The sequence below is a fragment of the Microvirga lotononidis genome (genome assembly GCF_034627025.1).
In the GTDB taxonomy this organism is placed as follows: domain Bacteria; phylum Pseudomonadota; class Alphaproteobacteria; order Rhizobiales; family Beijerinckiaceae; genus Microvirga; species Microvirga lotononidis.
This window is the reverse complement of record NZ_CP141048.1, coordinates 1,591,492-1,611,327: the sequence shown is the minus strand read 5'-3', so window position 1 is coordinate 1,611,327 and position 19,836 is coordinate 1,591,492. Positions and strand designations below refer to the sequence as shown.

16 protein-coding genes are annotated in these 19,836 nt (G+C 65.8%); 14 read left to right on the top strand and 2 right to left on the bottom strand.

Annotated elements, in window-relative coordinates:
• Positions 1–15 precede the first annotated feature (15 nt).
• Positions 16–1,842 (bottom strand): translational GTPase TypA, encoded by a 1,827-nt coding sequence (gene typA / locus U0023_RS07550; RefSeq protein WP_009490479.1) that lies wholly within the window; start codon positions 1,840–1,842, stop codon positions 16–18.
• A gap of 1,069 nt (positions 1,843–2,911) precedes the next feature.
• Between typA and U0023_RS07545 the strand changes: the two genes are divergently transcribed.
• The gene (locus U0023_RS07545) at positions 2,912–4,801 is read left to right on the top strand and encodes a PAS domain-containing sensor histidine kinase (protein ID WP_009490475.1); all 1,890 of its coding nucleotides are present in this window, start codon (positions 2,912–2,914) and stop codon (positions 4,799–4,801) included.
• Positions 4,802–5,339: 538 nt separating this feature from the next.
• A complete protein-coding gene (locus U0023_RS07540) occupies positions 5,340–5,687 on the top strand; it encodes a hypothetical protein (RefSeq protein WP_009490474.1) in 348 nt (115 codons plus the stop codon).
• 149 nt (positions 5,688–5,836) lie between these two features.
• On the opposite strand, the gene U0023_RS07535 is transcribed toward U0023_RS07540, so the two are convergent.
• Positions 5,837–7,069: an argininosuccinate synthase gene (locus U0023_RS07535; RefSeq protein WP_009490473.1), complete on the bottom strand. Its 1,233-nt coding sequence runs from the start codon at positions 7,067–7,069 to the stop codon at positions 5,837–5,839.
• Between the two features lie 220 nt (positions 7,070–7,289).
• Between U0023_RS07535 and U0023_RS07530 the strand changes: the two genes are divergently transcribed.
• The 12 genes from U0023_RS07530 (at position 7,290) to U0023_RS07475 (ending at position 19,646) form a co-directional block, all read left to right on the top strand.
• Entirely contained in the window at positions 7,290–7,919 is a 630-nt protein-coding gene (locus U0023_RS07530; RefSeq protein ID WP_009490472.1) for a 2-hydroxychromene-2-carboxylate isomerase, read from the top strand.
• A gap of 154 nt (positions 7,920–8,073) precedes the next feature.
• Positions 8,074–9,384 (top strand): MFS transporter, encoded by a 1,311-nt coding sequence (locus U0023_RS07525; RefSeq protein ID WP_009490471.1) that lies wholly within the window; start codon positions 8,074–8,076, stop codon positions 9,382–9,384.
• Between the two features lie 334 nt (positions 9,385–9,718).
• On the top strand, positions 9,719–11,419 hold the full coding sequence (rpsA, locus tag U0023_RS07520; RefSeq protein ID WP_009490468.1) for a 30S ribosomal protein S1: 1,701 nt from the start codon (positions 9,719–9,721) through the stop codon (positions 11,417–11,419).
• Between the two features lie 394 nt (positions 11,420–11,813).
• A complete protein-coding gene (gene sppA / locus U0023_RS07515; protein WP_009490467.1) occupies positions 11,814–12,779 on the top strand; it encodes a signal peptide peptidase SppA in 966 nt (321 codons plus the stop codon).
• Positions 12,780–12,805: 26 nt separating this feature from the next.
• Positions 12,806–13,120 (top strand): integration host factor subunit beta, encoded by a 315-nt coding sequence (gene ihfB, locus U0023_RS07510; protein ID WP_009490463.1) that lies wholly within the window; start codon positions 12,806–12,808, stop codon positions 13,118–13,120.
• A gap of 17 nt (positions 13,121–13,137) precedes the next feature.
• Entirely contained in the window at positions 13,138–13,491 is a 354-nt protein-coding gene (locus tag U0023_RS07505; RefSeq protein ID WP_009490461.1) for a LapA family protein, read from the top strand.
• A gap of 9 nt (positions 13,492–13,500) precedes the next feature.
• Positions 13,501–14,448, top strand: a complete 948-nt coding sequence (lhpI, locus tag U0023_RS07500; protein WP_009490459.1) for a bifunctional Delta(1)-pyrroline-2-carboxylate/Delta(1)-piperideine-2-carboxylate reductase — start codon at positions 13,501–13,503, stop codon at positions 14,446–14,448.
• Positions 14,449–14,458: 10 nt separating this feature from the next.
• Complete coding sequence (locus tag U0023_RS07495; RefSeq protein WP_009490457.1) at positions 14,459–15,121, top strand: phosphoribosylanthranilate isomerase; 663 nt, start codon at positions 14,459–14,461, stop codon at positions 15,119–15,121.
• A gap of 61 nt (positions 15,122–15,182) precedes the next feature.
• Entirely contained in the window at positions 15,183–16,403 is a 1,221-nt protein-coding gene (gene trpB, locus U0023_RS07490; protein ID WP_009490455.1) for a tryptophan synthase subunit beta, read from the top strand.
• A gap of 45 nt (positions 16,404–16,448) precedes the next feature.
• Positions 16,449–17,288 (top strand): tryptophan synthase subunit alpha, encoded by an 840-nt coding sequence (trpA, locus tag U0023_RS07485; protein ID WP_009490453.1) that lies wholly within the window; start codon positions 16,449–16,451, stop codon positions 17,286–17,288.
• Between the two features lie 103 nt (positions 17,289–17,391).
• Positions 17,392–18,303, top strand: a complete 912-nt coding sequence (gene accD, locus U0023_RS07480) for an acetyl-CoA carboxylase, carboxyltransferase subunit beta (RefSeq protein ID WP_009490447.1) — start codon at positions 17,392–17,394, stop codon at positions 18,301–18,303.
• A gap of 14 nt (positions 18,304–18,317) precedes the next feature.
• Complete coding sequence (locus tag U0023_RS07475; protein ID WP_009490445.1) at positions 18,318–19,646, top strand: bifunctional folylpolyglutamate synthase/dihydrofolate synthase; 1,329 nt, start codon at positions 18,318–18,320, stop codon at positions 19,644–19,646.
• Positions 19,647–19,836: the final 190 nt, after the last annotated feature.

The window sequence follows — 19,836 nt, the reverse complement described above, 5'->3', positions numbered from 1 at the left end:
CGACGCGTTGCGTCCTTAAGCGCTCAGCGCTTCCTTCTGCTTCTCGGCGCGCTTGCGGTCGTTCGGGTCGAGGATCGCCTTGCGGATGCGGATCGACTTCGGCGTCACCTCGACGAGCTCGTCGTCCTCGATCCAGGCGAGCGATCGCTCGAGGGTCATGCGGATCGGCGGCGTCAGGCGCACGGCTTCATCCTTCGAGGTCGTGCGGATGTTGGTGAGCTTCTTGCCCTTCAGCACGTTCACTTCGAGATCGTTCTCGCGGTTGTGCTCGCCGACGATCATGCCCTGATACACCTTCCAGCCGGGCTCGATCATCATCGGGCCGCGATCTTCCAGGTTCCACAGGGCGTAGGCCACGGCCTCGCCCGCGTCGTTGGAGATCAGCACGCCGTTGCGCCGTCCCGCGATCTCACCCTTGTAGGGCTCGTAGGCGTGGAACAGGCGGTTCATGATGGCGGTGCCGCGCGTGTCGGTCAGAAGCTCGCTCTGGTAGCCGATGAGGCCGCGGGTCGGAGCGTAGAACACGAGGCGCTGGCGGTTGCCGCCCGACGGCTTCATCTCGACCATCTCGGCGCGGCGCTCGGACATCTTCTGCACGACGACGCCGGAATGCTCCTCGTCCACGTCGATGACCACTTCCTCGATCGGCTCGAGGAGCTGGCCGTTCTCGTCCTTCTCGAACACCACGCGGGGACGCGACACGGCGAGCTCGAAGCCTTCGCGGCGCATGGTCTCGATGAGGATCGCGAGCTGCAATTCGCCACGGCCGGAGACGTAGAACGAATCCTTGTCGGCCGCTTCCTCGATCTTGAGGGTCACGTTGCCTTCCGCTTCCTTGAACAGGCGGTCGCGGATCATGCGGCTCGTCACCTTGTCGCCCTCGGTGCCCGCGAGCGGTGAGTCGTTGACGATGAACGACATGGTCACGGTCGGCGGATCGATGGGCTGCGCCTGGATCGGGGTGTCGTTCTCGGGCGCGCAGAAGGTGTCGGCCACCGAGCCCTTCACGAGGCCCGCGATGGACACGATGTCGCCGGCCTCGCCGACCTCGATCGGCTGACGCTCCAGACCACGGAAGGCCAGGATCTTGGACACGCGGCCGGTCTCGACCACGTTGCCTTCACGGTCGAGCACCTTGATCGACTGGTTCGGCTTCACCGTGCCCGAAGCGATGCGGCCGGTGACGATGCGGCCCAGGAAGGGGTTGGCCTCGAGCAGGGTGCCGAGCATGCGGAACGGGCCTTCCTCGGTCTTCGCCGGGGGCACGTGATCGAGCACGAGGTCGAAGAGCGGGGCAAGGCCCTGGTCGCTCGGGCCTTCCGGCGACTTCGCCATCCAGCCGTTGCGGCCGGATCCGTAGAGGATCGGGAAGTCGAGCTGCTCGTCGGTGGCGTCGAGCGCCGCGAACAGGTCGAACACCTCGTTGATGACCTCCTGGTGGCGGGCATCGGGACGGTCGATCTTGTTGATGGCCACGATGGGGCGAAGGCCGATCTTGAGGGCCTTTGAGACCACGAACTTGGTCTGGGGCATCGGGCCTTCGGCCGCGTCCACGAGCACGATGGCGCCGTCGACCATGCTCAGGATGCGCTCCACCTCGCCGCCGAAATCGGCGTGGCCCGGCGTATCGACGATGTTGATGCGGGTATCCTTCCAGACCACCGAGGTGGCCTTGGCGAGAATCGTGATGCCGCGCTCCTTTTCCAGGTCGTTCGAATCCATGGCGCGCTCTTCCACGCGCTGGTTCTCACGGAAGCTGCCCGACTGCTGGAGGAGCTTGTCGACGAGGGTCGTCTTGCCGTGGTCGACGTGGGCAATGATGGCGATATTGCGTAGTTTCATGGGGGTCTTTCAAAGCAAAGCGGCCCGGCACGCGGCAAGCTTGGCCGCGCCCCTGGCTCGTACCGGGCGGAAATCTGATGCGCTGCAATATAATGATAAGAGAGCGGCGGCAATAGGGCACGGTGGCGCGTTTCTGGGCAGGAGCGTGGGCAGCACCTTGAGGCCCAGGGCTTGGGAGCCCTGAGCTGAAGGCAGTCGAGGGTGGCGCGACGGGCCGTCCGGCTCGCTTATGGAGATTAGCTGGAAGAGCCGGAAGGCCGCTTCGCGCACGGTTCTTTTAGGCGTTTAAACTTGGACCAGCACAGGGCTGCCAAGGGCCTCCTGCCGCCGGCTGCGTGACCGGCGGACAGGACCGTGCCGGATCCCACACCGTGCGACGCCTCGCGAAGCGCGCCCCTCGTCGGATCAGGCTGTGCAACGATATAGCCAAGGTTCATCCCCCTGTCAAGAACAAAGTGAGAACATAACATCACGATTCCCACACCCTCCACGTCATCACCGGCCTTGTGCCGGTGATCCCGATTGGAAGGCACAGCGCTTCACACAATCGAGATGGCCGGGACGAGCCCGGCCATGACGGGCCCGTGTCATCCCCGGCGAGCATAGCGAGGGAAGGGGATCAAGGGCGCAGAGGGTGTGAGTGGATTCCCTTCCCCTCCGCTGCCCTCCGGCCGGGAATGACACCGGGCCGCGCTTCACCGTATCGGGATGGCCGGGACAGGCCCGGCCATGACGTCAAGGGTGTCGTCCCCGGCCATGACGGGGAGGCACGGCATATCGCGCGCATCCTCGCCGGAAAAAGCCCGAGGGTGCGCCATCTCGCCGATGCAGAGGAACATTGAAGTAACCTGGCGTTAGTCTACATGGACAACATTCTTCGGCCTTCCGAAAGTCGGCATGTCAGCCAGAACAACCTTGACCAGATCCCGCACCCGCCCGCTCGCCATCGTCGCCGCGGCCAAGGTTGAAGCGTATGGCACCGGCAATGATCGGTCGGCTCCGCGCGCGATCGCCTGTCGCCTCCCTCACCCGCAACGCAAGACAAAGCCCTCTCCGGCAGGCGGTCCCCATGCATCGTAAGTTCGCTCCCGGCCTCGATTTCCTGAGCGGGGGCGGTGAAATGGGTGCGCTCATGCGCGCCCACGACTGGTCCACGTCGCCGCTCGGTCGTCCGGAAGACTGGCCGCAGAGCCTGCGAACCGTGGTGAGCCTGATGCTTACCTCCAAGTTCCCCATGTTCGTCGCCTGGGGTCCTCGGCTCGCCTTCCTTTACAACGATGGTTATCGGCCGATCTTCGGCGCGAAGCACCCGCATGCCCTCGGACTTCCCTTCGTGGATGTCTGGTCGGAGATCTGGTCCGATATCGAGCCCCTGGTGACGAAGGCGCTGGCCGGGGAGGCGACCTATCACGAGGACATGCACCTCGTGATGGAGCGCAACGGCTATCCGGAAGACACGTGGTACACCTTCTCCTACTCGCCCGTACGCGACGAAACGGGAGGCATCGGCGGCATGTTCTGTGCCTGCACGGAAACGACCCAGGAGGTGAAATCCCGGGCGTCGCTGAAAGCGGAGCAGGACCGGCTTCGCGAACTCTTCCGGCAGGCTCCCGGTTTCATGGCGATGCTGAGCGGCCGTGATCATGTCTTCGAGCTGGCGAACGACGCCTATCTCCAGCTCGTGGGACACCGCCGGGACATTCTGGGAAAGACCGTCAGGGACGTCCTGCCCGAGATCGAGGGCCAAGGATTCTTCGAGCTGCTCGATAAGGTCTATGCGACGGGCGAACCCTTCGTCGGGCGCAGCCTCCGGGTCAGGCTTCAGCGGGAACCGGGGAGTAGCGTTGAAGACCGGTTCGTCGACCTCGTCTACCAGCCGATCACGGACCGCACGGGCGATGTCACCGGCATCTTCGCCGAGGGCTACGACGTCACCGAGCGGGTCCAGGCGGAGGAGAGCCTGCGCGAGAGCGAAGCGCGGTTCCGCAACCTCGCCGACAATGCTCCCGTCATGATCTGGGTGACGGAGCCGGACGGAAGCAGTTCCTACCTGTCCCGTTCCTGGTACGAATTCACCGGACAGACGCCGGAGACAGGTCTCGGCTTCGGCTGGCTGGACGCCGTCCACCCCGAGGATCGCGATTGGTCGGGCAAGGTGTTCCTGGAGGCCAACGCCAAGCGGGAGGCCTTCCGGCTGGAGTACCGGCTGCGCCGCGTGGACGGGACCTACCGGTGGGCCATCGATGCGGCTGCGCCGCGCTTCGGCGAAGACGGCGCCTTCCTCGGCTATGTCGGATCGGTGCTCGACATCACCGACCGCAAGCGGATCGAGGAGCACCGCGAGCTTCTGATCAACGAGCTGAACCACCGGGTGAAGAACACGCTGGCCATCGTTCAGTCGATGGCGGCCCAAAGCCTTCGGCAGCTGGACGACGAGAGCCGGCACAAGTTCCAGGCCTTCGAGGATCGCCTGTTCGCCCTGGCGCGCGCCCATGACGTTCTCACGCGCGAGAACTGGGAAGGCGCCGAACTGCGAGAGATCATCGACGAGGTGGTCGAGCCCTATCTTCGGCAGAAGACGAAACATTTCGAGATCGAGGGCGAGCACCTTCGCCTCATCCCGCGGACGGCTCTCGCCATCGCGATGGCCATCCACGAACTTGCGACGAACGCCGCGAAATACGGCGCGCTCTCCGTGCCATCAGGATGCGTCGTCATCACCTGGACGCTCGCGCCGGGCGCCGAGCCGCGTCTGGTATTGAGATGGCAGGAAAAGGGCGGCCCGCCCGTGACCGCACCGACCCGCCGGGGGTTCGGCACGCGGCTGATCGAGCGAAGCCTGTCGACCGATGTCGGCGGCGATGTTCAGCTGACCTACGCACCCACCGGAGTCGTGTGCGAGATGGACATTCCGCTGATTGATGCGACCGATGCGCAGGAACGGGCTTCATCGCATTGAGCGGAAAGCTTGCAGCCATCCTGAGAATTGGACCGGACATTCACGCTCGTCGTCATCACCGGTCCCGCGCCGGTGATCCTGCTTTCACATTCTCACCTCATCCTGAGGAGCAGCGCAGCTGCGTCTCGAGGGATCGTCCAGTGTGCGCCGGATCCTCCTTCGAGACGGTCGCTCCGCGACCTCCTCAGGATGAGGTGAAGGGTTGCGAATGAGGACGTGAATGGCTGGCAAAAGCCGGTCACGACGATGGAAAGGGCTGAACGGCTGGACGCTCAGACGAAGACCATTGACCCGGCACCCCCGTTGCGTGTTACCTCGTTGCCGGAACCGGGCGCACCCGGTTTTGGGGTCTAGTAAGCCCCTCACAGTGCGGTCGGCATCGACCGTGAACGATGCCTTCCCAGCTACGGCCGGGGAGGTGTTGGCGCATGTCCAGGGCGAAAGCCTAAAGGCCAATGCGGCCGTCTCTGTGCGGTCTTACTACTCCCCGACCACCAGCACTCCTGCTGGTGGTCGCTTCAATCAGGGAGTCGCCGCCATGGACCAGCCGTACAGCATGGGGGCCGATTGGCTCTCGAAGTTCCACACCTGGCCCGAGTTCATTCAAGGATTGTGGCTCGTCGCCGTGCCGCTGACGCTCATCGGCGTCACATGGCTGCTGATGCGCGGCTTACGCGATCTCGCCCCCGCACTCTCCCGCCGGTGGCGTGGTCACAGCGAGTGGCGCGGCCACCTGATCTACGGCGTGTATCAGGACGCGCAGGGCCGCTGGATGGTCTACTGGCACGGCCGCAAGCCCGAGGCGGTCGACTGGACCAACCCGCCGCCCGAACTGATCGGGCGCGGATCGGTGATTCAGGGCGTGTTTCGCAGGCCAGAGGCGTGAGGGGCGTTCAGCACACCCTCACGTCATGGCCGGCCCGGTGCCGGTGATCTCGATGGTGTGAAGCGCCGAGCCTCACCTGATCGGGATGGCCGGGACGAGCCCGGCCATGACGTGGAGGGTGGGAGTGGGCTCAGAGAGAATGTTCTTTCTTACAGTCCCAGCTTCTTCTTGCGCTGGGCCAGCGTGCGCAGGCGCAGGGCGTTGAGCTTGATGAAGCCGGCGGCGTCGCGGTGGTCGTAGGCGACGGCGCCTTCCTCGAAGGTGACGAGGTCCTGGTCGTAGAGCGTGTAGGGGCTCTGGCGGCCGATGAGGTGGACGCCGCCCTTGTAGAGCTTCAGCGTCACTTCGCCGGTGACGAATTCCTGGGACTTGTCGATAAGCGCCTGGAGCATCTCGCGCTCCGGCGAGAACCAGAACCCGTTATAGATGAGCTCGGCGTATTTCGGCATCAGCTCGTCCTTCAGGTGCGCCGCGCCGCGATCTAGCGTGATCGACTCGATGCCGCGATGGGCGAGGTGAAGGATCGTGCCGCCGGGGGTCTCGTACATGCCGCGGCTCTTCATGCCGACGAAGCGGTTCTCCACCAGGTCGAGGCGGCCGATGCCGTTGATCTTGCCCAGCTCGTTGAGCTTCGCCAGCAGGTCGGCGGGGCCGAGCTTCTTGCCGTCGATGGCGACCGGGTCGCCCTTCTCGAAGGCGATCTTGATCACGGTCGGCTTGTCGGGCGCACTCTCGGGGCCGTCGGTGCGGGAATAGACGTAGTCCGGGACTTCCAGGGCCGGATCCTCCAGCACCTTGCCCTCTGAGGAGGCATGCAGGAGGTTGGCGTCGACGGAGAACGGGGCCTCGCCGCGCTTGTCCTTGGCGATCGGAATCTGGTGCTGCTCGGCGAACGCGATGAGCTGCTCGCGGGAGCGCAGGTCCCATTCGCGCCAGGGGGCGATCACGGTCACGTCGGGCTTCAGGGCATAATAGCCGAGCTCGAAGCGCACCTGGTCGTTGCCCTTGCCGGTCGCCCCGTGGGAGACGGCGTCGGCGCCCACCTTCTCGGCGATCTCGATCTGCTTCTTGGCGATCAGCGGCCGGGCGATCGAGGTGCCCAGCAGGTACAGGCCCTCGTACTGCGCGTTGGCGCGGAACATCGGGAACACGTAGTCGCGTACGAACTCGTCGCGCAGGTCCTCGATGAAGATGTTCTCCGGCTTGATGCCGAGCAGCTCGGCCTTCTTGCGCGCCGGCTCCAGCTCCTCGCCCTGGCCGAGATCGGCCGTGAAGGTGACCACCTCGCAGCCATAGGTGGTCTGCAGCCACTTGAGGATGATGGAGGTGTCGAGGCCGCCGGAATAGGCGAGCACGACCTTGTTCACGCGCTTCTCAGCCATAGCAAGGGTTCCGTTGATAAGGGTGCCTGCGACTTAAAACGGAAGCGCCATGGGCGCAACGGGCATTTGATCGGCCCGACATGTCCCTCCTGCATTCCTGGCAGGAAAACCATGGACTGCCATAACTTAGCGGAATGCGGTAGGCCTTTAGCCGGGGTATGAAGCGGCTCGCAGAAGGCAGGAAGCGTCCTGTCGCCGGGGCCGGTCCCGAGAGACGCTCATGATCCGCCAGCCGCAGCTCGAATTCTGGTACGAATTCGCCTCCACCTATTCCTATCTCGCGGCCATGCGCATCGAGAAGGCCGCCGCGGAGGCGGGCGTCGTGCTCCTGTGGCGGCCGTTCCTGCTCGGCCCGGTCTTCAAGGCCCAGGGGCTGGAGACCTCGCCCTTCGCGCTCTATCCGGTCAAGGGACGCTACATGTGGCGCGACATGGAGCGCGAGGCGGCCCGGCTCGGACTGCCCTTCTACCGTCCGAAGACCTTTCCGCAGAACGGCTTCCTCGCGGCGCGCATTGCGCTCATCGGCGTCGAGCCCGGCTGGACCCCGGCCTTCACCAAGGCCGTCTACACGGCCGAGTTCGGCGAAGGCCGCGACATCGCCGATCCGGCCGTGCTGGCTTCCATCCTGACGGACCTGGGACTCGAGCCCGAGACCGTGCTCTCCGAGGCGGAGGGAGAGGCGAACAAGACGCGCCTGCGACGGATGGGCGACGAGGTGCAGTCCCGAGGCCTCTTCGGCGCACCCACCTTCTTCACCGAGGACGGGGAGATGTTCTGGGGCAACGACCGGCTCGAGCAGGCGCTCGGCTGGGCGGTCGCTCAGGCCCGGCGCTCGGACTGGCCGGTTTGACCCAGAGGCGGGGCGGTACTATGTCGGGTTCAAATTCATAAGGCCGCAGTGACACGCCAATCGCTGCCGCCCCGACAATCCTTCCAGTCTCTTTTGTAAAGCCATGCGCTCCCTTGCCCGGGGCGTATGCCCACGTTGGAAAACGAGTCGCATGATGTTGATGAAGAACAGTGCCGCCGACCAGAAAGGCCGCCTGAAGTCGATCCTCGGCGGATCGGCCGGCAACATGGTCGAGTGGTACGATTGGTACGTCTACTCTGCCTTCACCCTCTATTTCGCCCCCATCTTCTTTCCCAAGGGCGACCAGACCGCCCAGCTCCTGAACGCCGCCGCGGTCTTCGCGGTCGGCTTCCTCATGCGCCCGATCGGTGCCTGGATCATGGGCATCTATGCGGACCGCAAGGGCCGCAAGGCCGGCCTGACCCTGTCCGTGACGCTGATGTGCACGGGCTCGCTCATGATCGCCGTCACGCCGGGCTATGACAGCATCGGGGTGTTCGCCCCGATCGTCCTCGTCCTGGCGCGCCTGCTCCAGGGAATCAGCGTCGGCGGCGAGTACGGCGCCAGCGCCACGTACTTGAGCGAGATGGCGGGCAAGAGCCGCCGCGGCTTCTTCTCCAGCTTCCAGTACGTCACCCTGATCTCGGGCCAGCTCCTGGCGCTCGCCGTGCTGCTGATCCTGCAGCAGGTCATGTCCGAGCAGAGCCTCGAAGCTTGGGGCTGGCGGATTCCGTTCGCCATCGGCGGCGTGCTCGCGGTGATCGTGTTCTATCTCCGCCGCGGCCTCGCCGAGACGGAATCCTACAAGAACGCCCAAGGCGCCCAGGACAAGGACGCGACGGCGCCCCGCTCCAGCGGCCTCGCGCTCTTCACCAAGTATCCGCGCGAGGCCTTCACGGTGATCGCGCTGACCGCCGGCGGCACGCTCGCCTTCTATGCCTACACCACCTACCTGCAGAAGTTCCTGGTCAACACCTCGGGCTTCTCCCGCGAGGCGGCGAGCCAGATCACGGCGGCGGCCCTGTTCGTGTTCATGGTGATCCAGCCGGCGGCGGGCGCCCTGTCCGACAGGATCGGCCGCAAGCCCCTGATGGTGGGCTTCGGTGTCCTCGGCGTGCTGTTCACCTACCTGATCTTCTCGACGCTCGCCGGCACGAAGGACCCCTATACGGCCTTCGCCCTGTGCCTCGCGGCGCTCGTGATCGTCACCGGCTACACGTCGATCAACGCCGTGGTGAAGGCCGAGATGTTCCCGGCCCATATCCGGGCCCTGGGGGTGGCGCTTCCCTATGCCATCGCCAACACGGTCTTCGGCGGCACCGCCGAATACGTGGCGCTCTGGTTCAAGCAGGCCGGGATCGAATACGGCTTCTTCTGGTACGTGACCGTCATGGTCGGCCTGTCCCTCATCGTCTACCTGCGCATGAAGGACACCCGCCAGCACAGCCTGATCCACGAGGATTAAGGATCCTTCGGGCCTCCCCGCGAACCGCCGGGGAGGCTCAAATCCTTGAAAGCCTTGTGATCGGGGCCCATTTGGGATATTAGAACCCCCATCCGACAAGGCATTGACGGTTAACGTTGCGTAAGGGTGCGTCGTACGCGCCCTTCTGGCGTCCGGATAAGTCCTTGCGGTACAAGCGTTTCCATCCGTCGATGATACGCCGGCCCGCTCGATGAGCGGCATGCCTCGGACATGGCCCTAGAAGGGGCGTCCTCAGGCAGCGGCGGCTGGAAACGGCCCGTTAACACGAGCCGCCGGCGTTGCCCCTTTAAACGAGGGCCATTCAGGAGAACCTATGTCTGCAGCTTTGCAACAGCCGAGCCGTGAAGATTTCGCGGCCCTGCTCGAAGAATCCTTCCGCACTTCCGAGATCAGCGAAGGCTCGGTCGTGAAGGGCAAGGTGGTCGCGATCGAAAAGGACGTCGCGGTCATCGATATCGGCGCCAAGACCGAAGGTCGCGTCGCTCTCAAGGAATTTGCCGGCCCGAACCGCGACCAGACGGTCAATGTCGGTGACGAGGTCGAGGTCTATGTCGAGCGCATCGAGAATGCGCTGGGCGAGGCCGTCATCTCCCGTGACAAGGCCCGCCGCGAAGAGTCGTGGGTGAAGCTCGAGAAGGCCTTCGAGGCCGGCGAGCGCGTCAACGGCACGATCTTCAACCAGGTGAAGGGCGGCTACACGGTCGACCTCGACGGCGCCGTGGCGTTCCTGCCCCGCTCGCAGGTCGACATCCGCCCGGTCCGCGACGTCACCCCGCTCATGGGCGTGGCTCAGCCGTTCCAGATCCTCAAGATGGACCGCCGCCGCGGCAACATCGTCGTGTCGCGCCGCACGGTCCTCGAAGAGAGCCGCGCCGAGCAGCGCTCCGAGCTCGTGGCCAACCTCGAAGAGGGTCAGGTCATCGACGGCGTGGTCAAGAACATCACCGAGTACGGTGCGTTCGTTGATCTCGGCGGCATCGACGGCCTGCTGCACGTCACCGACATGGCATGGCGCCGCGTCAACCATCCGTCCGAGGTCGTAACCATCGGCCAGACGGTGAAGGTGAAGATCATCAAGATCAACCACGAGACGCACCGCATCTCGCTGGGCATCAAGCAGCTGCTCGCCGATCCGTGGGAGGGCATCGCCGCCCGTTACCCCGTCGGCGCCAAGCTGAAGGGCCGCGTCACGAACATCACCGATTACGGCGCGTTCGTGGAGCTGGAGCCGGGCATCGAAGGCCTGATCCACGTGTCCGAGATGTCCTGGACCAAGAAGAACGTCCACCCCGGCAAGATCATCTCCACCTCGCAGGAGGTTGAGGTCGTGATCCTCGAGGTCGACCAGGTGAAGCGCCGCATCTCGCTCGGCCTGAAGCAGACGCTTCAGAACCCGTGGGAAGCCTTCGCCGAGAAGCACCCCGTCGGCTCCGAAGTCGAAGGCGAGGTCAAGAACAAGACCGAGTTCGGTCTGTTCATCGGTCTCGAGAACGACGTCGACGGCATGGTCCACCTCTCGGACCTCGACTGGAACCGTCCGGGCGAGCAGGTCATCGACGACTTCAAGAAGGGCGACGTCGTCCGCGCTCAGGTTCTCGACGTGGACGTCGAGAAGGAGCGCATCTCCCTTGGCATCAAGCAGCTTGCGGGCGATCCCTTCGCCGAAGCCGGCGAGATCAAGAAGGGCCAGATCGTCACCTGCGAGGTCCTCGAGGTGAAGGACGGCGGCCTGGAGGTGAAGATCGTCGACGCCGACCTGACCACCTTCATCAAGCGCAACGAGCTTGCTCGTGACCGCGCCGACCAGCGCCCCGAGCGCTTCGCCGCCGGCGAGAAGCTCGATGCCCGCGTCACGCAGTTCGACCGCAAGGCCCGTCGCGTCACCGTCTCCATCAAGGCCCTCGAGGTCGCCGAGGAGAAGGAGGCCATGGCCCAGTACGGCTCGACCGATTCGGGCGCGTCGCTCGGCGACATCCTGGGCGCCGCCCTCAAGGCCCGCACCGACAAGAAGTAATCGGATTCTCGATTTCGGGAGTCTGATGGATCCCCGGGCTTCGGCCCGGGGATTTTTTTGTGCAGAAATGCGCGTGAGTTCTCCTCCCTCGTCATCACCGGCCTCGTGCCGGCGATCCGGATAGACTGGAACGCTGCGCTTCACGGTAGCGGGATGGCCGGGACAAGTCCGGCCATGACGTTGAGGCGCTCCCTGATACGTCCGTTTCCCGAGATCCCCACGCGATGCATCACGTCGGTTTTTCCTTGGCCGGCTGTCCTCCCGCCCTATCTGCTCGCGAACGGACGCCTTTTCGGCGGGTGCAGATTCGTGCCCGCAGCCTAGAAAAAGCATCCGAACCGCTCTAGGGTGCGGCCCTCCTCATCCGATCTGGAACCAGCAAGAGACCCAATCGATGTCCATCGATGCCGAAGCCATCGCCGACCGCCGCCGTCTGCGCCGCAAGCTCTCCTTCTGGCGCGTCGCCGGATTCCTGGGCCTGATCGCGGCCGTGGCCGCCCTCGGCTATGCGGCGGCCGACCGGGCCGGATACGGGACGATCCAGAACCAGATCGCCCGCGTCTCCATCGACGGGGTGATCACCGGCAACCAGCGCCTCGCCGACCTGATGCAGCGGGTGGGCGATTCGAGCGCGGTGTCCGGCGTGGTGATCTCCATCAACAGCCCCGGCGGCACCACGACCGGGTCCGAGGAGCTCTACCGCAACATCCGCCGCCTTTCCGAGAAGAAGCCCGTCGTCACCTTCGTCGACGGCACGGCCGCGTCGGGCGGCTACATCACGGCTATCGCGACCGACTACATCGTCGCCCGCGAGACCTCCATCGTCGGCTCCATCGGCGTGCTCTTCCAGTACCCCGACGTGTCGGGCCTCATGAGCCAGGTCGGCGTGAAGCTCGAGGAGGTGAAATCCACCCCGCTCAAGGCCGAGCCCAGCCCCTTCAAGCCCACCTCGCCGGAAGCGCGCGCGGCCATGCAGCTGGTGGTCAACGACACCTATGACTGGTTCAAGACCCTGGTGCGCGAGCGCCGCCGCCTCAGCGAGAGCGAGCTGGCCGCCGCCTCCACCGGTCAGGTGTTCAGCGGCCGCCAGGGCGTGCCCATGAAGCTCGTCGACAGGATCGGGGCGGAGCGCGATGCGGTCGCCTGGCTGGAGCAGAACAAGGGCGTGGCCAAGGACTTGCCGATTCGCGACTGGAAGCCGAAGAGCGACCGGGATCTCTCCCTCTTCGCCATGGGCGCCACGGTGGCCGACATCTTCGGCTTTGATCGGGTGGCGGACGGCCTGCGCCGCGCATCGTCCCATGCGGAGATCGCGCAACTTGACGGCCTTCTGGCGGTCTGGCAACCTTCGGAAAAATAAAGCAACGTCAAAGATATAGCCATTCCATGATCAAATCCGAACTGGTGCTCAAGATCGCCGAGCAGAACCCGCATCTCTACCAGCGCGATGTGGAGAAGATCGTGAACGCGATTCTCGATACCATTGGCGATGCCCTCGCCAGGGGCGACCGGGTCGAGCTGCGCGGCTTCGGCGCGTTCTCGGTGAAGAAGCGGGATGCCCGCACGGGGCGCAACCCGCGCACGGGCGAAGCCGTTTCCATCTCCGAAAAGGTCGTTCCCGTCTTCAAGACGGGCAAGGAAATGCGTCAGCGGCTCAATGCGCCGGCCCCCAAGGTGCTCAAGGCCGCGGCCGCTCAGTAATGGCTTGAGAGGTGTTCGTGATTCGCTTTCTGAAGGCGCTCATTCTTCTGCCGGTGGCGATCCTGGTGGTTCTGCTCGCGGTCGCGAACCGCGCGCCGGTGACCCTGTCGCTCGATCCGTTCTCCCAGGACGCGCCGGAATTCGCCACCCGGCTGCCGCTCTTCGCCGTGATCTTCGCGGCCGTCATGCTCGGCGTGGTGATCGGCGGCACGGCGAGCTGGCTCGCGCAGGGCAAGAACCGCAAGTCGCGCCGCCAGCTGCGGCGCGAGACGCGCCAGCTGCGCTACGAGACCGAGCGCCTCAAGACGCAGAACCCTCCGGCCACCACTCTGCCGGCGACGGTATCCTCCGCTCCCAGTCCCAGGTTCTAGAATTCCCTCATGCGCGTCGTGACATCCGCCGAGATCGATCGGGTTCTCACCTTTCCGGCCCTGATCGATGCCCTGGCCGAGGCCTTTCGCGGCGACATGGTCACGCCGGTGCGCCATCACCACGAGATCGAGCGCGCCGGCGCCCACGGCACGCTCCTGCTCATGCCGTCCTGGACCGGTCCCGCCACGCAGGACGGGTTTGTGGGCGTGAAGGTCGTGTCGGTGTTCCCGGAGAACGGCGCCAGGAACCTTCCCAGCGTCATGGGCTCCTACCTGCTGATGGACGGCGCCACGGGCCAGCCCGTGTCGGTTCTCGACGGCACGCGCCTGACCGTCTGGCGCACGGCCGCCGCATCGGCCCTGGCGGCCCGGTTTCTGGCGCGCGCGGACGCGAGCCGCATGGTGATGGTCGGGGCCGGGTCCCTCGCACCCTTCCTGATCCGCGCCCATATGAGCCAGCGGCCGATCCGCGAGGTGGCGCTATGGAACCACAACGGCGCCAGGGCCGAGGCGCTCGCCGCCGAGCTGCGCCGGGAGGGCCTGCCGGTCACCGCCGTGACGGACCTGGAGGCGGCGGTGCGCGAGGCCGATCTCGTCTCCTGCGCGACCCTGTCGACGGCGCCCATCGTGAAGGGCGCCTGGCTGAAGCCGGGCGCGCATCTCGATCTCGTCGGCGCCTTCAATCTCAGGATGCGCGAGGCCGACGACGAGGCCTTGCTGCGGGCTCAAGTTTATATCGACACGCCCGCCGCAAAGACGGAAGGCGGGGACGTCGCCGTGGCGCTCCAGGGCGGCGCGATGGCCGAGAGCCATATCCGGGGCACGCTCGCGGAGCTGTGCCGCAGTGCGCCAGCCCGCGATGCGGCCTCCATCACGGCCTTCAAGTCGGTCGGTGCGGCACTGGAGGACCTGGCTGCGGCGATGCTGGTGTGGCGCTCGCTCCCAAAAGCGTTGTAAAGTAGCCCTTATGGATAACCTGATCAAAATCTGCGGGCTCTCGACGCCCGAGACCCTCGATGTCGCCCTCGGCGCAGGCGCGGACATGGTCGGTTTCGTGCGTTTCCCCAAGAGCCCCCGTCACGTCAGCCTCGATCTCGGCCATAAGCTCTCCCTGCAGGCCCGGGGCCGCGCCCAGCGCGTGGTGCTCCTGGTCAATCCGGGCGACGAGGACGTCGCCCAGGCCATCGAGGCGCTCAACCCTGACCTGATTCAGCTGCATGGAAGCGAGAGCCCCGAGCGCGTCGCCGAAATCCGCACCATGGTCAAACGCCCGGTCATGAAGGCGCTCGGCATCGCAGAAGCCTCCGATCTGCAGGCGCTGCAACCCTATGCGGGCGGCGTCGACCGCATCCTGCTCGACGCCAAGCCGCCCCGCAGGGCCGGCGCGCTGCCGGGCGGCAACGGGATCGCCTTCGACTGGCGGCTCCTGAACGGCCTTGACCGCAAGGTTTCCTTCATGCTGTCAGGGGGCCTCGACCCCGACAACGTGGCGGAGGCGATCCGGCTCACGAAGCCGCAGGCCGTCGACGTGTCGTCCGGGGTGGAAAGCGGACCGGGTCTCAAGGATCCGGCCAGGATCGAGGCCTTCATCAGGGCCGCCCGGACGGCATTCGCGGCTGCCCATCACTAAATTCAAGACGCGCGTCCTTATACCAGGGCGTGCCTTCAAGATCTTCAAGGCAGGACAGGCCGTGTCAGCTCAAGCTCAACCCAATTCCTTCCGCACCGGACCCGACGAGCGCGGGCATTTCGGCCAGTTCGGCGGCCGCTTCGTGGCCGAGACCCTGATGCCGAACATCCTCGAGCTGGAAAAGGCCTACGAGGAGGCGCGGAACGACCCGGCCTTTCACGCCGACATGGCGAGCTACTCGACCCATTACATCGGCCGCCCCAGCCCGCTCTATTTCGCCGAGCGTATGACCGAGCATCTCGGTGGAGCAAAGATCTACTTCAAGCGCGAAGAGCTGAACCATACCGGCGCGCACAAGGTGAACAACGTGCTGGGCCAGATCCTTCTCGCCCGCCGCATGGGCAAGAAGCGCATCATCGCCGAGACCGGCGCCGGCCAGCACGGGGTCGCCACCGCGACGCTCTGCGCGCGCTTCGGCCTGGACTGCGTGGTCTATATGGGCGCGGTCGACGTGGAGCGGCAGAAGCCCAACGTGTTCCGCATGAACATGCTCGGCGCCAAGGTCGTGCCGGTGCAGTCGGGCACGAAGACCCTCAAGGACGCCATGAACGAGGCCCTGCGCGACTGGGTCACCAACGTGTCCGACACCTTCTACTGCATCGGCACGGTGGCGGGTCCGCATCCCTATCCGGCCATGGTGCGCGACTTCCAGTGCGTGATCGGCAACGAGACGCGCGAGCAGATGATGCAGGCGGAAGGCCGCCTGCCGGATTCGCTCGTCGCCTGCATCGGCGGCGGCTCCAACGCCATCGGGCTGTTCCATCCGTTCCTCGACGACAAGGACATCGAGATCTACGGCGTCGAGGCGGCCGGCCACGGCCTGGACAAGCTGCATGCGGCCTCGCTCTCCGGCGGCCGCCCGGGCGTGCTCCACGGCAACCGCACCTATCTGCTCATGGACCATGACGGCCAGATCCAGGACGCGCATTCCATCTCGGCCGGTCTCGACTATCCCGGCATCGGGCCCGAGCACGCCTGGCTGCACGAGATGGGCCGGGTGACCTACATCTCCGCCACCGACGAGGAGGCCCTGGAGGCCTTCCAGCTCTGCTCGCGGCTCGAGGGCATCCTGCCCGCCCTGGAGCCCAGCCACGCTCTCGCCAAGGTCATGGAACTGGCCCCGCAGAAGCCCAAGGATCACCTGATGGTGGTCAATATCAGCGGCCGCGGCGACAAGGACCTGTTCCAGATCGCCGAGCACCTGGGCAACCAGATCGTCTAAAAGCGCTCAGTGTCATTCCTCGATCTCCATGCTAAAGACCCGCCCATGACAAAGCGCATCGAAGCCCGTTTCGAACAATGCCGCGCGGAAGGCCGCGCCGCTCTCGTCACCTATGTCATGGCCGGCGACCCGGATCCCGAGACCTCGCTCGCGATCCTGAAGAGCCTGCCCAAGGCGGGAGCCGACATCGTCGAGTTCGGACTGCCCTTCACCGATCCGATGGCCGACGGTCCGGCGATCCAGGCGGCGGGCCTGCGTGCACTGAAGATGGGCCAGGACACGGTCAAGACCCTCGACCTCATCCGTCGCTTCCGGGCCGAGGACCAGGACACGCCCGTGATCCTCATGGGCTATTTCAACCCGATCTTCGTCTACGGCGTCGACCGCTTCCTCGTCGACGCCAGGGAAGCCGGCGTCGACGGCCTGATCGTGGTCGATCTGCCGCCGGAAGAGGACGACGAACTGTGCCTGCCGGCCCTCAAGGCCGGGCTCGCCTTCATCCGGCTTGCCACGCCGACCACGGACGACAAGCGTCTGCCGACGGTGCTGAGCAACACGGCAGGCTTCGTCTATTACGTGTCCATCACCGGCATCACCGGCGCGGCGACGCCCGATTTCGGCAAGGTCGCGACGGCCGTGGAGCGGATCAAGCGCCATACGCCCCTGCCGGTGGTGGTGGGCTTCGGCGTGAAAAGCGGCGCCCATGCGGCGGCGGTGGCTGAAGGAGCCGACGGCGTTGTGGTCGGCTCGGCCCTCATCGACGCGCTGAAGGGCACCCTCGATGGCCAGGATCGCGCAACGGCAGGTTCGGTCGAGGCGGTCACGAAGCTGGTGAAGGAATTAAGCGAGGGCGTGCGCTCGGTGGCAAAACGCGCGGCGGCCTAATACATAAGGCACGTCATGCCTGCCGTGGCAGGCATCCACGCCTCCAGCGTGGTCAGACGTGGATGGCCGGGTCAGGCTCGGCCATGACGAGAGGATTGAAGCGATGAACTGGATTTCCGAAGTCGTCCGTCCGAAGATCAAGACGCTCTTCAAGCGCGAGACGCCGGACAATCTCTGGATCAAGTGCCCGGAGACCGGGCAGGTCGTGTTCCACAAGGACGTGGAGGCGAACCAGTGGGTGATCCCCGGCTCCAACCACCACATGCGGATTTCCGCCACCCAGCGCCTCCAGCTCATGTTCGACGGCGCCACTTGGCTCGACGTGGCCCTGCCGGAAGTGGCCGTCGATCCGCTGAAATTCCGTGACGAGAAGCGCTACATCGACCGCCTGAAGGATGCCCGCACCAAGACCGGCCAGCAGGACGCGTTCAAGGTCGGCTTCGGCCGGGTCGCGGAACTGCCAATGACCATCGCGGTGCAGGATTTCGGCTTCATGGGCGGTTCGCTCGGCATGGCGGCCGGCGAGGCCTTCATCAAGGGCGCCGAGACGGCGCTCGACAAGAAGACGCCCTACGTGCTCTTCGCCGGCTCCGGCGGCGCGCGCATGCAGGAGGGCATCCTGTCCCTCATGCAGATGCCCCGCACCACGGTGGCGATCCGCCGCCTGCGCGATGCGAAGCTGCCCTACATCGTCGTGCTCACCAACCCGACCACGGGCGGCGTGACGGCTTCCTATGCCATGCTCGGCGACGTGCACCTGGCCGAGCCCGGCGCGCTCATCGGCTTCGCCGGCCCGCGCGTCATCGAGCAGACCATCCGAGAGAAGCTGCCCGACGGTTTTCAGCGCTCCGAGTACCTGAAGGAGCACGGCATGGTGGACGCGGTCGTGCACCGGCACGACCTGAAGGAGACGGTGGCCCGCCTGTCGCGCCTCTTCACCAAGGCGCCGGCCGTCAGCTCCGTGGCGGTTCCCGTGCCAGTGAACGCCGAGATCACGGCCGCGGCCGCCGAGTAAACGAGACCAGGGTGATGGAATCCTCCGATGCGCTGATCGCGCGCTTTCTCGCCCTGCACCCGAAGACCATCGATCTTTCGCTCGGGCGCATCCAGCGGCTTCTGGCGCAGCTCGGCCATCCGGAGCGCCGCCTGCCGCCGGTCATCCATGTGGCCGGCACCAACGGCAAGGGCTCGACCATCGCGTTCATGCGGGCGATCCTGGAAAGCGCCGGGCTTTCCGTTCACGTCTATACCTCGCCCCATCTCGTGCGCTTCCACGAGCGTATCCGCCTGGGCCGGCTCGGCGGCGGCGGTCGCTATGTGAGCGAGGAGAGGCTCGTCGAAGCCTTCCGCCGCTGCGAGGCGGTGAACGCGGGCGAGCCCATCACCGTGTTCGAGATCACGACCGCCGCGGCCCTGCTCATCTTCGCGGAGGAGCCCGCCGACGTGCTCCTGCTCGAGGTCGGCCTGGGAGGCCGTTTCGACGCTACCAACGTCATCGACCGGCCGGCCGCCGCCGTCGTCACGCCCATCGGCCACGACCACGCGGAATATCTCGGTACGACCCTGCAGGCCATCGCCCGGGAGAAGGCCGGCATCTTCAAACGCGGCTGCCCGGCCATCATCGCGCCGCAGGATTACGCGGAAGCCGACCAGACCCTGCGCGACGAGGCCGAGCGGATCGGCGCGTCGCCGCTCCTCGTCGGCCAGCAGGATTTCTCCGTGCACGAGGAGGGCGGACGCCTCGTCTACCAGGACGAGAAGGGGCTTCTCGACCTGCCGCGTCCCCGGCTCATCGGGCGGCACCAGTTCACCAATGCGGGCACGGCGATCGCGGCCCTGCGCGCCGCCGGGTTCGAGAGGTTCGAGACCTCGGCCTTCGAGGCGGGTCTCACCCGCGCCGAATGGCCGGGCCGCCTGCAGCGCCTCAACCGGGGCCGCCTGCCGGAGATCGCCCCGCAGGGCTGCGAGCTCTGGCTCGACGGCGGGCACAATCCCGACGGCGGACGGGTGCTTGCGGCCGCAATGGCGGATCGGAGCGAGCGCTCGGACGCGCCCCTCGTGCTCATCACCGGCATGCTCGGCACCAAGGACAGCCAGGCCTTCTTCAAGAACTTCTCCGGGCTCGCCCGCGAGGTGATCGCGGTGCCGATCGCAGGCCAGATCGCCGCGCGGCCGGCCGAGGAGGTCGCGGCCATCGCGTCGAGCGTCGGGCTCACCACCTCGACGGCTGCAAGCGTCGAATCGGCCCTTGCTTCCCTCCACAATTACGTCTGGGACCACCCGCCCCGCATCCTGATCTGCGGCTCGCTCTATCTCGCCGGCGAGGTGCTGGCGGCCAACGGGACCCTGCCGGAATAAGGGCGGAACATTCATCTATGACGGACACGCATGCCAAATATGGCGCGGGTGTTCCCCCCTTGCGGGGGAGGGCTAGAGCATTTTTCGGTGAAGTGGATCCGGTTCACCGTCAAAAATGCGGCCGGCAAAGAAGAGAGATGATTCCACGTGAGTGGAAACAGCTCTAGGGAGGGGGGTGTGAGCGCCATCC

Excerpts from the sequence above, each read along its gene's own strand:
- U0023_RS07535 (WP_009490473.1), bottom strand. The coding sequence starts at position 7,069 with ATGGCTGAGAAGCGCGTGAACAAGGTCGTGCTCGCCTATTCCGGCGGC.
- U0023_RS07545 (WP_009490475.1), top strand. The coding sequence starts at position 2,912 with ATGCATCGTAAGTTCGCTCCCGGCCTCGATTTCCTGAGCGGGGGCGGT.
- U0023_RS07540 (WP_009490474.1), top strand. The coding sequence starts at position 5,340 with ATGGACCAGCCGTACAGCATGGGGGCCGATTGGCTCTCGAAGTTCCAC.
- trpA (WP_009490453.1), top strand. The coding sequence starts at position 16,449 with ATGACAAAGCGCATCGAAGCCCGTTTCGAACAATGCCGCGCGGAAGGC.
- U0023_RS07525 (WP_009490471.1), top strand. The coding sequence starts at position 8,074 with ATGTTGATGAAGAACAGTGCCGCCGACCAGAAAGGCCGCCTGAAGTCG.
- accD (WP_009490447.1), top strand. The coding sequence starts at position 17,392 with ATGAACTGGATTTCCGAAGTCGTCCGTCCGAAGATCAAGACGCTCTTC.
- U0023_RS07495 (WP_009490457.1), top strand. The coding sequence starts at position 14,459 with ATGGATAACCTGATCAAAATCTGCGGGCTCTCGACGCCCGAGACCCTC.
- ihfB (WP_009490463.1), top strand. The coding sequence starts at position 12,806 with ATGATCAAATCCGAACTGGTGCTCAAGATCGCCGAGCAGAACCCGCAT.
- U0023_RS07530 (WP_009490472.1), top strand. The coding sequence starts at position 7,290 with ATGATCCGCCAGCCGCAGCTCGAATTCTGGTACGAATTCGCCTCCACC.
- typA (WP_009490479.1), bottom strand. The coding sequence starts at position 1,842 with ATGAAACTACGCAATATCGCCATCATTGCCCACGTCGACCACGGCAAG.
- sppA (WP_009490467.1), top strand. The coding sequence starts at position 11,814 with ATGTCCATCGATGCCGAAGCCATCGCCGACCGCCGCCGTCTGCGCCGC.
- rpsA (WP_009490468.1), top strand. The coding sequence starts at position 9,719 with ATGTCTGCAGCTTTGCAACAGCCGAGCCGTGAAGATTTCGCGGCCCTG.
- lhpI (WP_009490459.1), top strand. The coding sequence starts at position 13,501 with ATGCGCGTCGTGACATCCGCCGAGATCGATCGGGTTCTCACCTTTCCG.
- U0023_RS07475 (WP_009490445.1), top strand. The coding sequence starts at position 18,318 with ATGGAATCCTCCGATGCGCTGATCGCGCGCTTTCTCGCCCTGCACCCG.